13 protein-coding genes and 1 pseudogene are annotated in these 14,822 nt (G+C 71.3%); 11 read left to right on the top strand and 3 right to left on the bottom strand.

The features are described 5' to 3' along the window. From KIS93_RS52925 to KIS93_RS52885, 9 genes are all read left to right on the top strand, one after another. Nucleotides 1–444: a hypothetical protein gene (locus KIS93_RS52925; RefSeq protein WP_186404961.1), complete on the top strand. Its 444-nt coding sequence runs from the start codon at nt 1–3 to the stop codon at nt 442–444. 106 nt (nt 445–550) lie between these two features. Further along, nucleotides 551–838, top strand: coding sequence for a DUF1905 domain-containing protein (locus KIS93_RS52920; RefSeq protein ID WP_080046571.1), 288 nt, complete (start codon nt 551–553; stop codon nt 836–838). Between the two features lie 580 nt (nt 839–1,418). Beyond that, on the top strand, nt 1,419–3,119 hold the full coding sequence (locus KIS93_RS52915) for an ABC transporter family substrate-binding protein (RefSeq protein WP_246005498.1): 1,701 nt from the start codon (nt 1,419–1,421) through the stop codon (nt 3,117–3,119). A 93-nt stretch (nt 3,120–3,212) separates the two neighbouring features. Further along, entirely contained in the window at nt 3,213–4,721 is a 1,509-nt protein-coding gene (locus KIS93_RS52910) for an ABC transporter permease (RefSeq protein ID WP_080037523.1), read from the top strand. A gap of 35 nt (nt 4,722–4,756) precedes the next feature. Beyond that, nucleotides 4,757–5,725, top strand: a complete 969-nt coding sequence (locus KIS93_RS52905; protein ID WP_080037522.1) for an ABC transporter permease — start codon at nt 4,757–4,759, stop codon at nt 5,723–5,725. A gap of 1 nt (nt 5,726) precedes the next feature. Then, nucleotides 5,727–6,770 (top strand): ABC transporter ATP-binding protein, encoded by a 1,044-nt coding sequence (locus tag KIS93_RS68570; RefSeq protein WP_080037521.1) that lies wholly within the window; start codon nt 5,727–5,729, stop codon nt 6,768–6,770. Next, nucleotides 6,767–7,765, top strand: coding sequence for an ABC transporter ATP-binding protein (locus KIS93_RS68565; RefSeq protein ID WP_080037520.1), 999 nt, complete (start codon nt 6,767–6,769; stop codon nt 7,763–7,765). The genes KIS93_RS68570 and KIS93_RS68565 overlap by 4 nt, the downstream gene beginning before the upstream one ends. A gap of 78 nt (nt 7,766–7,843) precedes the next feature. Beyond that, nucleotides 7,844–9,178 carry a hypothetical protein gene (locus KIS93_RS52890; protein ID WP_080037519.1) on the top strand — a complete coding sequence of 445 codons (1,335 nt, stop codon included), beginning with the start codon at nt 7,844–7,846 and terminating at the stop codon, nt 9,176–9,178. A 92-nt stretch (nt 9,179–9,270) separates the two neighbouring features. Beyond that, entirely contained in the window at nt 9,271–9,531 is a 261-nt protein-coding gene (locus KIS93_RS52885) for a hypothetical protein (protein WP_080037518.1), read from the top strand. 26 nt (nt 9,532–9,557) lie between these two features. On the opposite strand, the gene KIS93_RS52880 is transcribed toward KIS93_RS52885, so the two are convergent. Next, the gene (locus tag KIS93_RS52880) at nt 9,558–10,298 is read right to left on the bottom strand and encodes an SDR family NAD(P)-dependent oxidoreductase (protein ID WP_080037517.1); all 741 of its coding nucleotides are present in this window, start codon (nt 10,296–10,298) and stop codon (nt 9,558–9,560) included. A gap of 67 nt (nt 10,299–10,365) precedes the next feature. On the opposite strand from KIS93_RS52880, the gene KIS93_RS52875 reads away from it, so the two are divergent. Together KIS93_RS52875 and KIS93_RS52870 are read left to right on the top strand one after the other, a co-directional pair. Next, nucleotides 10,366–10,923: a TetR/AcrR family transcriptional regulator gene (locus KIS93_RS52875; RefSeq protein WP_155126693.1), complete on the top strand. Its 558-nt coding sequence runs from the start codon at nt 10,366–10,368 to the stop codon at nt 10,921–10,923. Nucleotides 10,924–11,084: 161 nt separating this feature from the next. Continuing rightward, the gene (locus KIS93_RS52870) at nt 11,085–11,957 is read left to right on the top strand and encodes a M23 family metallopeptidase (protein WP_080037515.1); all 873 of its coding nucleotides are present in this window, start codon (nt 11,085–11,087) and stop codon (nt 11,955–11,957) included. Between the two features lie 21 nt (nt 11,958–11,978). Here KIS93_RS52870 and KIS93_RS52865 read toward each other — a convergent pair whose 3' ends face one another. Both KIS93_RS52865 and paaZ read right to left on the bottom strand, forming a co-directional pair. Then, nucleotides 11,979–12,767, bottom strand: a complete 789-nt coding sequence (locus KIS93_RS52865) for an enoyl-CoA hydratase/isomerase family protein (RefSeq protein ID WP_222107978.1) — start codon at nt 12,765–12,767, stop codon at nt 11,979–11,981. Next, nucleotides 12,764–14,801 (bottom strand): annotated as a pseudogene (gene paaZ / locus KIS93_RS52860) (phenylacetic acid degradation bifunctional protein PaaZ). Before paaZ ends, KIS93_RS52865 begins: the two are co-directional and overlap by 4 nt. Nucleotides 14,802–14,822: the final 21 nt, after the last annotated feature.

The raw sequence follows: 14,822 nt of genomic DNA, 5'->3' as shown, positions 1-14,822 counted from the left end.
GTGAATCCGCTGGTACGAGGCGTCATCGTCACCGCCGCGGCGATCCTGCCGGGGAAGGCGCGGCGCGAGCGTTACCTGGAGCAGTGGCTGGCCGACGGTGACGGGGCGGCGGAGGCAGGGATCCGGCCGCTGTCCGTGGCGCTGGGCGCGCTCAGGGCCGCGCTGATGATGAACCTGACCCGGCACTCCGTCGTGCCGCTCGGCCTGGCGGTCGTCCTGGTCGTCGGCGGGGTCCGGATGGCGACGGCCACTCCCGACCGGGTGATCGGTACCGCGCTCGCGATGGCGGGGGTGGCGTTGCCGTTCCTGCTGCTGGTCATCCGTCGGTTCACCGAGCGGGACACGCTCGGCGACTGGGAGGACGCGCTGTCCGCGAGGCAGGCGGGGCTGTCGAGGGGCGGCGACGGCGGGGGCGGGTGTCCGGGCCGGTCCTGGGTGCCGTGATGGCGGTCCTGGCCGCGCTGCTGCTGGTCCTCCTGCTGGTCAGGTGAACGACCGAGCGCGACGGCCGGCGATGCCCTGAGCGCCCGCCCGGCCCTATCCTGTGGCCGTGAACATCGAGTTCAGCGGCGAGATGTGGTACTGGCGGGGCCCCGCGCCGTGGCATTTCATCACCGTCCCCGACGAGGAGTGCCAGGACGTGGAGGCCGTGGCCGCCTCGGTGAGCTACGGCTGGGGCATGATCCCGGTGACCGCGCAGATCCGGGAGACGCGGTGGAAGACGTCGATGTTCCCGAAGGACGGGCGCTATCTCGTGCCGGTGAAGGCGGGGGTGCGCAGGGCGGAGGGGCTCGTCGTGGGTGACATGGTGACCGTCCGCCTGACCGTCGGGCCCTAGGGGCGGCACGGACGTCATTCGCCCAAGGGTCGATACGCGGTTACGAGCGACCGGGAAAGGCCCGCTCAATTACGGAGCGGTGCCAGGCTGAATTGCTTAATAGTGATCGCCCGAAGCGCGGCCGAAAGGGCGGCAGGTCCGCCGAGCGGATTGGGCTTGATCACGTTGTGGGGAGCGGCGCGTCCGGCGCGCGCGGATCCAAGGAATGGCGCGGGCGCGCGACAGCGCCGGAAAGACGCCTTATCAAGAGCACGAAAGACCGCCTTTCGCCACGCCCTTAAGAGCACCCAAAAGCCCCCTCAGCAGGGTTTCCACCGCTGCGACGGCTTTTGCGCAAACCCTGGCACACCGAGCCTGGGTCTGTCTACAGTGTGGACAGCGAAAAGTGGATTTCCCTGACATCTGATTACAGATCGGACAGCCATCGATCTCAAGTTCGCAACAGTGTGGACGCGGCTATTTGTCCGAAACGTTGGCCGATGATCCTGTTGCGCATTAACCAGCAGCGCTGACCCTAGTTCGGACACAAAGGAGAGCTGTCGTGACCCATAGGCGGAGACTTGGGACATTCCTCACGGCGGTGACAGCAGGCGCGCTTCTGCTGTCCGCTTGCGGCCAGAGCGGCAACGAGGCGAGCAAGCCGTCGGCCTCGGCCACGGGGGGCGCCGCTTCGGGGCAGACCATCACCTACGCCGGCGAGCAGGAGTTCAACTCCTACAACAGCATCGCCGTGAACAACCTGGTCAACAGCACCGCCATGCAGCGGGTGCTGCTCGGCTTCTGGTACTACGGCGAGAACGGCGTGGTGACCCCGGACAAGGACTTCGGCACGTACACGAAGACCTCCGACGACCCGCTGACGGTGGACTACGAGTTCAACGCCAAGGCCGTGTGGTCCGACGGCAACCCCATCGACTGTGACGACGCGCTGCTGTACTGGGCGGCCAAGTCCGGCAAGATCAAGGGCTTCCAGGTCGACGGCACCACCGGCGTCGAGCTCGTCAAGGCCCCGGCGTGCAAGGCGGGCGACAAGAAGTTCTCCTTCCAGTACTCCGAGCCGTTCGCCGACTGGGAGAGCAACGGCCCCGGCGCCGCCGACGTGCTGCCGGCGCACGTGGCGTACAAGGCCGCGGGCATGAGCGAGGCCGACTTCATCGCCGCCGTGCAGGCGGGGGACGCCAAGAAGCTCGAAGCGGTGATCAAGTTCTACAACGAGGGCTGGGTCATCGAGGGCGGCATCAAGGACATGTCGCTCTTCCCCGCCTCCGGCCCGTACAAGATCTCCGCCATGCAGCCCGGCCAGTCGCTGACCCTCTCGGCCAACGACAAGTGGTGGGGCGCCAAGCCGGCCACGCCGACCGTGGTCATGCGCGTGATCTCGCAGGAGGAGCAGGCCCAGGCCCTGCAGAACCGCGAGGTCAACCTGATCGAGCCGCAGCCGAACCCCGACCTGCTCGCCCAGCTCCAGGGCATGCAGGGCGTGACGGTGAAGACGGGTGACGCCTACACCTACGAGCACCTCGACTTCAACTTCGACAGCAGCCCGTTCAAGGACAAGACGCTGCGTGAGGCGTTCGCCAAGTGCGTGCCCAGGCAGCTCATCGTGGACAACCTGATCAAGCCGCTCGCGCCGCAGGCGCAGGTGCTGCAGGTGCGCAACGTGCTGCCGTTCGAGGCCGACTACGCCACCGTCTCCCAGGGCAGCGGCTCCGAGGCCTACGCCCAGCCGGACATCGAGGGCGCCAAGGCGCTGCTGGAGAAGGCCGGCAAGGTCGGCATGGAAGTCAAGATCGGCCACAACCTGCCGAACCCGCGCCGTACGCAGGAGGTGCAGCTCATCGCCGACTCCTGCAACAAGGCCGGCTTCAAGATCACTGACGCCGGCGACGAGAAGTTCTTCGAGGCCGGCGGCCCCCTGGCCACCAACACCTACGACGTGGCGCTGTTCGCCTGGACCGGCTCGGCCGAGGTGAGCGGCTGGAGCTCGACGTACACCACGGCCAAGGAGTGCAGCGAGGCCGGCAAGGAGAACAACAACGGCTGCTACTCCAACAAGCAGGTCGACGAGCTGATCAAGAAGCTGAACGCCGAGATCGACAAGACCAAGCACCCGGCGATCATCGCCGAGATCGAGAAGGTGCTCTGGTCGGACCTGGCCACCATCCCCCTGTTCGCCCACCCGAACATGCTCGCGTGGGACGAGAAGCTGCAGAACGTCGTGCCGAACCCGGCGCAGTCGTCCGTGACCTGGAACATGGACAAGTGGGCCCTGGCCCAGTAGCCGCCCGATCACTCTGGAACACCGGCGCGGGGCGGAGGGCGCGCGCGTCCTCCGCCCTGCGCCAGCACCACACATGAACCAAGGGGGATAAGAGTGATCGCCTTCATCGCGCGAAGACTGATCGTCTCCTTCTTCGTGCTCCTGGCGGCCACCATGGTCATCTACGCGTTGACGGCGCTCGCGGGCGACCCGCTGGAGGACCTGCGGGAGCTGCCGGGCCCCGACCGGGACAGGAAGATCGCCGACCGGATCGAGCGGATGAACCTCGACGTTCCCCTGCCGCTCAGGTACCTGAGCTGGCTCGGCAACCTGTTCCGCGGCGACCTCGGCGTCAACCGGGACGGCCAGGACGTCTCGGTCCTGCTCGGCAACGCCCTGTCGGCCACGCTCCAGCTCGTCGTGGCCGCGACCGTGCTCGCGGTCGTCATCGGCGTCATCGTGGGCATCGTCTCCGCGCTGCGCCAGTACAGCACCTTCGACTACTCGGTCACCTTCACCGCGTTCGTCTGCTTCTCGCTCCCGCTGTTCTGGGTGGCGGTGATGCTCAAGCAGTACATCGCGATCGAGTTCAACGACTGGCTGCGTGACCCCGTCATCCCGCCCACCGTCATCGCCGTCGCCTCCCTGGTCGGCGGGCTGATCTGGGCCGCCGTCCTCGTGGGCGGGCGGCGGGCGCGGCTGGCCGCGTTCGCGCTCGGCGCCGCCGCGACGGCCGTGACGCTGACGCTGCTGTCGGCCACCCGCTGGTTCGCCGATCCGGGCATCGGCGTGGTCGGCCTGGCGGTCCTGGCGGGCGGCACGGCGGTCGGCGTCACCGCCCTGATCTCCGGGCTGCGCCACCGCGACCCGCTCTACGCCGCGCTCTCGGCCGCGGGGATCGGCGTGATCCTGTCGCAGGTGCTGGATCCGGTGCTGGCCGACCCGAGCTGGCTGGAGATCTTCGGCCTGGCGCTGCTGACGGTGGCCGTCTGCGCCGGGCTCGGCTACGCACTCGGCGGGCTGCTGCGCCGCCAGGCGATCCTCGCCGCCGTCCTGACGGGGCTGGTCACGGCGGGCCTGACCTTCCTCGACCGCATGCTGCGCGGATTCGCCGACTACAGCGACTACGTACGGGGCCGCCCGATCGCCACGATCGGCTCCAGCACCCCCAACTTCAAGGGCGACTTCTGGCAGACCAACCTGGACGTGGCGGGTCACCTGCTGCTGCCCACCATGGCGCTGATCCTGATCTCGCTGGCCACCTACACGCGCTACAGCCGCTCCAGCATGCTCGAGGTGATGAACCTCGACTACGTGCGCACCGCGCGGGCCAAGGGCCTGCCCGAGCGGACGGTGGTCACCAAGCACGCCTTCCGCAACGGGATGATCCCGATCACCACGCTGATGGCCTTCGACTTCGCGGGCGTGATCGGCGGCGCGATCGTGACGGAGAACGTCTTCGGCTGGCAGGGCATGGGCAGCCTGTTCCTCAGGGGGCTCCAGCAGGTGGACCCGGCTCCGGTGATGGCGTTCTTCATCGTCTCGGGCAGCGCGATCGTGCTGTTCAACATGCTCGCCGACATCATCTACGCCTACCTCGACCCCCGGATCAGGCTGTCGTGAGCTCGCAGTTCACCGATCACTCAGGAGAACCACCCATGGCGATCAGCGCGCAGGCCGCGGGGGCCGCGCAGGGCATGACCGTCGTCGCACGCACCCAGACCCAGCTCGTCCGGCGCCGGTTCTTCCGGCACCGCGCGGCGCTCATCGGCATGCTGGTCTTCGGCGGCATCGTCGTGCTGGCGTTCAGCTCCATCGGGTTCGGGCCGCTGCCCGGCTGGTGGGACAAGAGCTACCTGGCCACCGGGGCGGTGGTCGACCAGGGCCGGCCGACGCTGAGCCTGGTGCCGCAGTTCCTGGGCGGCGAGGGGCTGCGCTGGGGCGAGCATCCGTTCGGGCAGGACAACATCGGCATCGACTACTTCGCCCTCACCATGCGCGGCACGCAGCAGTCGATCATCGTGGCGTTCATCGTCGGGTTCGTGGCCACGACGGTGGGCACGCTGGCCGGCGCCTTCGCCGGATATTTCAGGAAAAAGGTTGAAGCGATCCTCATGCGGCTCACCGACGTGATGATCACCATCCCCGTCCTCATCATCGCCGCCATCGTCGGGCGCTCGTTCGGCGACTCCGGCATCGTGGTCCTGGCCATCTGCATCGGCCTGGTGACCTGGCCGACGCTGGGCCGGCTCATCCGCGGCGAGTTCCTGTCGCTGCGCGAGAAGGAGTTCGTCGAGGCCGCCCGCGCGCTCGGCACCTCCTCCAGCCGCATCATCTTCCGCCACATCCTGCCGAACACCGTGGGCGTCATCATCGTCAGCGCGACCCTGGCCATCGCCAACGCGGTGCTGCTGGAGTCGGCGCTGTCGTTCCTCGGCGTCGGCGTGCAACCCCCCGACGTCTCGCTCGGCCAGCTCATCGACACCTACCGCAGCGCGATGACGACCCGCCCGTGGCTGTTCTGGTGGCCGGGCGTGTTCATCATCGCGATCGCGCTGTCCATCAACTTCATCGGCGACGGTCTGCGCGACGCGTTCGACCCCCGACAGACCCGGGTGCGTGCCTGACATGACGAATCACCCCAGCGAGACCGGTGAGATCCTGCGCGTGGAGGACCTGGTCGTCGAGTTCCCCACCGAGGACGGGCTCGTCCAGGCGGTCCGCGGCGTCTCCTACTCCCTGCACGAGCGCGAGGTGCTCGGCATCGTCGGCGAGTCCGGCTCCGGCAAGTCCGTCTCGTCGCTGGCCGTGATGGGGCTGCTCCCCCGCGGCGCCCGCGTCCGCGGCCGGATCCTCTACCGCGGCGACGACGTGCTGAAGCTGCCCGCCCGCCGGCGTCGCGGCCTGCGCGGGCGCAAGATCGCCATGATCTTCCAGGACCCGATGACCGCGCTGAACCCCGTGCACACCGTCGGCGACCAGCTCGCCGAGGCCGTCCTCGCGCACGACCTCGTGCCGCGCAAGCAGGCGCTCGCCCGCGCCAGGGAGATGCTCGACCTGGTCGGCATCCCGCAGGCCGAGCAGCGGCTGCGCAGCTACCCGCACGAGTTCTCCGGCGGCATGCGGCAGCGCGCGATGATCGCCATGGCGGTCATCAACAACCCGGACGTCATCATCGCCGACGAGCCCACCACGGCGCTCGACGTGACCGTCCAGGCGCAGATCCTGGAGAAGCTCCTGGAGGTCAAGGACGCCGTCAACGCCGCGATCGTGCTCATCACGCACGACCTCGGCGTGGTCGCCGGCATCGCGCACCGCGTGCTCGTCATGTACGCCGGCAAACCGGTCGAGATCGGCGTCACCGACACCATCTTCTACCGGCCGCGCATGCCGTACACGGCGGGGCTGCTCGGCTCGATGCCGTCCCTGGAGACGTCCGGCGGGCGGCTGCGGCCGATCAGCGGCGCCCCGCCGTCCCTGATCAACCTGCCGTCCGGCTGCCCGTTCTCGCCGCGCTGCCCGCTGGCCGAGGACCGCTGCCGCGCGGAGGAGCCCGCGCTCGGAGAGGTCGACGAGGGCGGGCACTACGCCGCCTGCCACCACTGGGACCAGCTGGCCGCGGTGGCGGACCCCACCGCGTTGTTCCGTACGGAGAGTGAGCCCGTCACATGAGCGATCAGCAGCACCTCCTCGAAGTGGAGGACCTGGTGATGAGCTTCCCCGTGCGCGGCGCGGGGTTCCTGCGCAAGGTGTCGGGCCACATCCAGGCGGTCAGCGGCGTGTCCATGCACGTCGACCAGGGCGAGACGCTGGGCGTGGTCGGCGAGTCGGGGTGCGGCAAGTCGACGACGGGCCGGGCCATCCTGCAGCTGCACAAGCCGACGTCGGGCTCGGTGCGCTTCGAGGGCACGGAGCTGACCACGCTGGCGCCCAAGCGGATGCGCGCGGTGCGCCGCGACATGCAGATCGTCTTCCAGGACCCGTACGCCTCGCTCAACCCGAAGCTGCCGGTGAACGACATCATCGCCGAGCCGCTGAAGGTGCACGACCGGTGGCGCGACACCGGCCCGGCCAAGGTGTCGGAGCTGCTGGAGCTGGTCGGGCTCAACCCGGAGCACGGCAACCGGTACCCGCACGAGTTCTCCGGCGGCCAGCGCCAGCGCGTCGGCATCGCCCGCGCGCTCGCGCTGGAGCCCAAGCTGCTCGTGCTGGACGAGCCGGTGTCGGCGCTGGACGTGTCGGTGCAGGCCGGCGTGATCAACCTGCTGGAGGACCTCCAGGACACGTTCGGGCTGTCGTACATCTTCATCGCGCACGACCTGTCGGTGGTGCGGCACATCTCCGACCGGGTCGCGGTGATGTACCTCGGCAAGATCGTCGAGACCGGGCGGCGGGACGACGTCTACGACCGGCCGGTGCACCCGTACACGCAGGCGCTGCTGTCAGCGGCGCCGACGGCGAACCCGGAGGAGGAGCGCCGCAGGCAGCGGATCATCCTCACCGGCGAGGTGCCGAGCCCGCTGGATCCGCCGAGCGGGTGCAGGTTCCGTACGCGCTGCTGGAAGGCCCAGGACATCTGCGCCGCCGAGGAGCCCGCCCTGGTCGACCGGGGCACCGGCCATCCGGCCGCCTGCCACTTCCCGGAGGTCAACACGAAGGTCGTGTGAGCGCGCCCAGGTCAAGATCGACTTCTTCGCCGCCGGTCGCTAGGGTGAGGCGCCCCCTTCGACCCCTGGAAGAGTCCCATGCGCCGCTACCGCTCAGCCGTGCCCGCCCTGCTCGCCGCGGGCGGGTACGCGACCGCCGTCGCCGTCACCGCCGTCCTCGCGGTCACCGGCGGGGACATCGGGCCGCTGTGGCGGCTGACGCTGCTCCACGAGGCCGGCGACGCCGCGGTGACCTGGCAGAACGTGCTCGTGCTCGTGGCCATGGGCGCGGTCATGACGTGGGCGCTGTGGCAGTGCCTGCGCGGGCCGGTGGCGGGCGCGCGGCCCGCGCCGGGGCGGGGTGTCCGGTGGCTGCGGACGGCCATGTACGCCTCGGCGGCCATGTCGCTGCTCTACGCGCTCCTGCCGGACTGGCCGTGGTGGCCGGCCGTGGCCGACGCGCTGGTGCTGGCCGCCGTCGCATTGCTGCTCGGCCCGGTGCTGCGGCGCACCGTCCGCCTGGCGGACCTCGCGCTGGCCTCGGGCGTGCTGGCCCACCTCGTCGGGGCCTACCATACGGTGTCCGACGAGTTCGGATGGCGGCTCTGGCCGTCGTCGGATCCCGTGGTCACGTGGGTCGCCGCGGTGGCCGGGCCGTACTGGCTCGCCATGGTGCTGGTGGCCCAGTGGCGTGACGGCCGCTTCCGCCGGTCCACCGTCGGGATCGGCGTCGCCCACCTGCTGTCGCCGCTCCTGCTCCTGCCGGTGGTCCTGCTGTTCGCGCTCGTGGACGGGTTCGGCGACGTCGAGGACGGCGTCTCCTGGGTCTTCGACGTCCTGCTGACAGTCTGGCTGGCGCGCTCCGCCCACGACCTCGCCGACCCGGGTGCCCGGCCCGCCCCGTCCCCGCCGCTGCTGGCCGTGCCGCCCGCACTCGTCATGGAGCCGCGGCCCGCCGCGCGCACCGGGCTGGCCGTGCCGTCCCGGCTCTTCGCCTGGACGGGGCTCGCCGCATGCGTGATGCTGCTGGCCCCGGCCACGGTCAACCTGCTGCGGGGCAACTCGTTGTGGCTCACCCCGCGGGTGGAGGCGCCGCCGTGGGCGGGCGAGACGGCGGGGCTGCTGTGGCGGGCCGTGGAGACGTTCGCCGGGGTCGGCGGGCCGGCCGTGCTGGTGCTGCTCGCGCTGCTCGGCGGGCGGGTCGCCGCCGGCGCGGCCATGGGCGTGCTGCTGCTGACCGCCGCCGGGGGCGCGGCCGGCCTGGTGTTCTTCCTCGAACCGTTCTGGACGGGCCTCACGTGGTTCAACCGGCCGGCCGGTGACGTCCTCGGGCTCAGGAGCGGCACGCCGGTCTCCGCGATGTGGTTCGTCACCGCCTGCGTCTGCGCGGCCGTGCTCCTGTGGTGGGCGCGGATCGTGCGGCCGCGGCGATGACTGATCGAAAGGAGCAGAACCCCGCCGGCGTCAGGGGCCGTGGCTACCTTGGGTGAAAGGCGGTTCTGGGACTATCCGGGGGGGATGATCCTTTGACGTTCTCGACGATTCTGGCGGCGTTCTTCGTGCTCGCGGTCCTGGTGATTCTCGTGAGCATGGTCACCTCGCTGACCGGCCGCTCGCGTCCCGCCCGGCGGCGGTCCGGCCGCCCGTACGCCGGCGGCACCTACTCGAGCGGCACGTCCTTCGGCTTCATGAGCGGGGGCTACTCCGGAGGCGACGGCGGAGGTTACTCGGGGGGCGACTGCGGCGGGTCCTCGGGGGGCGACGGCGGCGGGGGCGGGTGCTCCTGACGGCCGCCGCCCCGGTGGCGGGGCGGTCAGGCGGCCGACCAGCCGCCGTCCACCGGCACGATCGCGCCGTTGACGAACGAGGCGGCGTCCGAGGCCAGGAAGAGGGCCGCCTCGGCCATCTGCTCGGGCTGGGCCAGGCGCTCCCCCAGGGCGAGCACGGGGCCGAGGCGGGCGGCGCCGGCGGGGTCGAAGGAGGCGCCGTTGGCGATGTTCGTCATGGTCGGGCCGGGCAGGATGGCGTTGCAGCGGATGCCGTCCTTGGCGTAGGCCCAGGCCACGCTGCGGGTCAGGCCGACGACGCCGTGCTTGGAGGCGGTGTAGGCGGCGCCGGCCGCGCCGCCGCGGATGCCCGCCTCCGAGGCGGTGTTGACGATCGCGCCGCCGCCCTGGGCGAGCATGTGCGGCAGGACCGCGTGGGTGACGAGGAACGTGCCGGTCAGGTTCACGCGCAGGACGCGCTCCCACTGCTCGACGGGGATGTCGGCGGGCAGGGCCATGGTGTCCATGATCCCGGCGTTGTTGCACAGCACGTCGATCCGGCCGTACGTGCCGATCGCGGTCTCGACCAGCGCGGCCACCGAGGACTCGTCGCCGATGTCGGCGGCGACGGCGGTGCCGCCGACGTCCGTGGCGGTGCTCGCGGCGCTGTCGGGATCGATGTCGCAGGCCACGACGCGGGCGCCGGCCTTGGCGAAGGCGACGGCCATGGCGCGGCCGATCCCGGATCCGGCGCCCGTCACGAGGGCGACACGGTCGTCGAAGGTCATGGTGAAGGAACGTCCTTTCGATCGGGGCGCAACCGGACTGTATCGTCCGGTTGGTACCATAGCCGTCGTGACCGCTGCCCGTCGACCCAACCGCGGCCCGAAGGCCGCGGCGCACAACCGGGCCGCGCTGATCGCGGCGGCGCGCGAAGCCTTCGCCACCGCCGGTTACGACGCCTCGCTCACCGAGGTCGCGCGGGCGGCCGGGGTCGGCCAGGGCAGCCTCTACCGGCACTTCCCCGACCGGGTCAGCCTCGCGCTGGCCGTCTTCGAGGGCAGCGTCGCGGAGCTGGAGTCGCTGGCGGCCAGGCCGGGCACCACGCTCGACGAGGTGCTGGCGCTGGTCACCGAGCAGGCCGTCGCGCAGACCACGTTCGTCACCATGGTGAGCCTGCCGCCGCAGCCCGACCCGCGCATCCTGGCCGTGCGCGACCGGCTGGCGCGGCTGCTGGAGTCGGGGCTGGCCGAGGCGCAGCGGGCGGGCCGGGTGCGGGCCGAGGTGAGCACCGATGACCTGGTGCTGGCCGTCGGCATGCTCGCCCTCATGCTCACCGAGGTCCCGGCCGACGAGCGCACGCGCACCGCCGAGCGGATCTGGCGCCTGCTCCGGCACGGCATCGAGACCTGAGCACCGGAGCCTCACCGAGGAAGCCGGAAAGTTTCAATCATCAGGGATTGATGAAGAGAACTTTCGAGGATATCTTCACGATCAAGCCGCCCCTCCACCGGGGGCGGAGAGATTGGGCGTTCGACCGTTACCCTCCACCCCCCTCCCGCACGAGGTGAAGCATGCCCAAGATCGGAAAGGCCGCGCTGTTCGCGGCCCTCGCCCTCGCCGCCGCGCTGCTGCCGCGGCCCGCGTCCGCGGACCCCGTGGAAACCCTGGCCACCAGCCACAAGAGCCCGTTCAACTGCGGAAAGACGTTCTACGCCAACAACTGGACGCCCGATCACAGTCCCTCGGGCGCCATCGACTGGCAGGACTACGGGGGCGACGACATCAACGGCGAGACCGTGCGCGCCACGGCCGCCGGCACCGCGTACTTCTACGACGCCGGCAACACCAGCTACGGCAAATGGATCGAGATCCGGCACAGCGACGGCACCCGGACCCGCTACGCCCACCTCGCCACCATGGTGCGCGCCGCCGGCGGCTCCCTGAGCGTCGGCCAGGGCACCGCGATCGGCACGGTCGGCTCCACCGGCGGCTCCACGGCCCCGCACCTGCACTACGAGCAGCGCACCTCCACCGGCGCCGTCGACACCAGCCCCACCGTGGACGGCGTCACCGTGTCGCTGGGCCAGAAGAAGGCCATCACGAGCACCAACGCGTGCGGCGGCAACCCGTACACGCCCGAGGAGGTCTGCGGCAGCGGCTACGGCGTCATCGACTCGGCGGCCCTCACCGGCGGGCGCGTCTACCTGCTCTACAACTCCGGCAACAGCGCCAACTGCGTCGTGACCCTGAAGACGACGAACGTCGGCACGCCGTCGTCGATGTCGGCCTTCCTCGAACCGCAGGGCTCGACCAGGACGACGAACTCGGGCAGCTTCGGCTACTACGCCGGGCCCGTCATCCGGTCGGCCCCCGGGCAGTGCGTCAAGTGGGGCGGCTCGATCGGCAGCAGCACCTACACCAGCCCCTTCGAGCACTGCGACTGATCCCCTGCCCTCCTGGCGAGGTCAGCGGCCCTCGAAGGTGGGTTTGCGCTTGCCGAGGAAGGCATCCACCGCCCCCGCGTGATCGGCGGTCAGGCCCAGGCGCGCCTGCGCCTGGGCCTCGGCCCGCAGCGTAGCCCCGAGGTCGCGCTCCCACGACTGCGCGATGAGCCGCTTGGTCTCGGCGTAGGCGGCGGTCGGCCCGGCCGCGAGCCGGGCCGCCAGCGCCCGGCCCTCCGCCGCGACCTCGTCGCGCGGCACCACCCGCCCCGAGATGCCCCAAGTGACCGCCTGCTCCGCGCCGAACGGCTCGGCGAGCAGGACGAGCTCCCTGGCCCGCGACTCCCCCACCGCCCGGGTGAGCATCGAGGACAGCCCGGAGTCGCAGGTCAGGCCAATCGCGCTGAACGCCGTACCGAAGACCGCGTCCTCCGCGAGCACCCGCAGGTCGCAGGCCAGCGCGAGGGCCAGCCCCGCGCCCACGCAGGTGCCGTTGACGGCCGCGACGACCGGCTTGGGCATCGTGGCCAGCAGCCTGATGACGGGCGCGTAGTCCTCCTCGACCGTGTCGAACGCGTGCGCGGGGTCCTCGCGCAGCGCCGCCGCGTGCTCGGCCAGGTCCTGCCCCGCGCAGAACGAGCCGCCCGTGCCGGTCAGCAGCACGGCCCGGACGTCGTCGGCGGCGACGTCCTCCAGCGCGCCGCGCAGCGCCGTCTTGGTCTTGCCGTCGAGCGCGTTGCGGCGTTCGGGACGGTTCAGCGTCACGACGGCCACGGCGCCGTCGCGCTCGACGGAGACCGGGGCCCCGTTCACGACGCGTCCCAGGTCTTGGCGACCAGCGTGAGCACGTCGTAGGTGGCGACCGGCGCGCCGTCCTGGTTGGTGACGACGGCGTCCCAGCGCACCTCGCCGTAGTCGGCGTTGCTGCGCGGCGTGATCTGCTTGACGGTCAGCGTCACCGCGATGCTGTCGCCGGCCTTGACCGGGGTGAGGAAGCGCAGGGAGTCGACGCCGAAGTTCGCCAGGACGGGGCCGGGCGCCGGGTCGACGAACAGCCCGGCGGCCAGCGACACCACGAGGTAGCCGTGGGCGACGATGCCGCCGAACAGCGGGTTGCGCGCGGCGGCCTCGGGGTCGGTGTGCGCGTAGAAGGTGTCGCCGGTGAACTCGGAGAAGTGGTCGATGTCGGCCAGCGACACCGTGCGCGGCGCGGAGGCGATCGTGTCGCCGATCCGCAGCTCGGCCAGCGACTTGCGGAAGGGATGCACCTGCGACTCGGTGCGGGCGGCGCCGGTCGTCCAGCGGCCGGTGATGGCGGTGAGCTGGTCGGGCGACGCCTGGACGGCGGTGCGCTGCATGTGGTGCAGGACGCCGCGCACGCCGCCCAGCTCCTCGCCGCCGCCGGCCCGCCCGGGCCGCCGTGCACGAGGACGGGCAGCGGGGAGCCGTGCCCGGTGGACTCCTTGGCGTCGTCGCGGTCGAGCACGAGGACACGGCCGTGCCACGGCGCAAGCCCGAGCACGACGGAGCGGGCCACGCCGGGGTCGTGGGTGGCGAGGGAGGCCACGAGGCTGCCCCTGCCCCTGGCGGCCAGCGCCACCGCGTCGTCGAGACCGTCGTAGCCGATCACCGTGCTCACCGGCCCGAACGGCTCCACGTCGTGCGGCTCGACCGCCCCGGCCGGGCGCGCAGCACGAGCGGCGTCATGAACGCGCCGCGCTCGGGGTCGCCGTCGAGCAGGGCCGCGCCCTTGGGGTCGCCGAAGGCGACCTCGGAGCCGGCCAGCAGCGCCTCGACGGCCTTGCGCACCTCCTCGCGCTGGCCGAGGCTGGCCAGCGGCCCCATCCGGACGGCGTCGTTGCGCGGGTCGCCGACGCCCACCTTGCCGAGGCGGTCGGCCAGCGCGTCCACCACCTGGCCCGCCAGCCCCGTGGGCACGAGCACCCGGCGGATGGCGGTGCACTTCTGGCCGGCCTTGACCGTCATCTCGGTCACGACGCCCTTGACGAACAGGTCGAACTCCGGATCGTCCGGCCGCACGTCGGGGCCGAGGATCGAGCAGTTGAGCGAGTCGGCCTCGACGTTGAGCGCCACGCCGCCGTCGAGCACGTTGGGGTGGCGGCGCAGGATGCCCGCCGTGTGCGCCGAGCCGGTGAACGCCACGGAGTCCTGGATCGTCAGCTCGTCGAGCAGCCCGCGCGCCGACCCGGCGAGCAGCTGGAGGGTGCCCTCGGGCAGGATGCCGGACTCGATGATGTACCGGACGGCCAGCTCGGTCAGGTACGCGGTCTGGCTGGCGGGCTTGACGATCGTGGGCAGCCCGGCGAGGAAGGCGGGGCCGAGCTTCTCGAGCATGCCCCAGACGGGGAAGTTGAAGGCGTTGATCTGGACCGCCACGCCCGGCCGGGAGGTGTAGAGGTGCTGGCCGGCGAACGTGCCGCCCTTGCCCAGCCGCTCCAGCCCGCCGTCGAGGACGACCGTGTCGTTCGGCAGCTCCCTGACGCCCTTGCTGCCGTAGCTGAACAGGGTGCCGATGCCGCCGTCGACGTCGACGGCCGTGTCGCGGGCGGTGGCGCCGGTGCGCACGGACAGCGCGTACAGCTCCTCCTTGCGCTCCAGCAGGTGCTTGGCCAGCGCCTTGAGCAGGCCCGCCCGCTCGTGGAAGGTCAGGGATCGCAGTGCCGGCCCGCCGGTGTCCTTGGCGTGCCTGACCATGGCCGCGACGTCCAGCCCCCGGCTGGAGATCCGCGCGACCTCCTCGCCCGTGGCGGCGTCGAGCAGCGGTTCACCGTCGTCTGCCGCGCGGAACCATCGTCCGGCGGCGTAGCTCTCCAGCAGCGCGCTCACGCTGTCTCCTTTCCCCGGGAC

The sequence above is a fragment of the [Actinomadura] parvosata subsp. kistnae genome (assembly GCF_900323885.1).
Taxonomy (GTDB): Bacteria; Actinomycetota; Actinomycetes; order Streptosporangiales; family Streptosporangiaceae; genus Nonomuraea; species Nonomuraea composti.
This window is presented reverse-complemented; position numbering and strand designations above follow the sequence as displayed.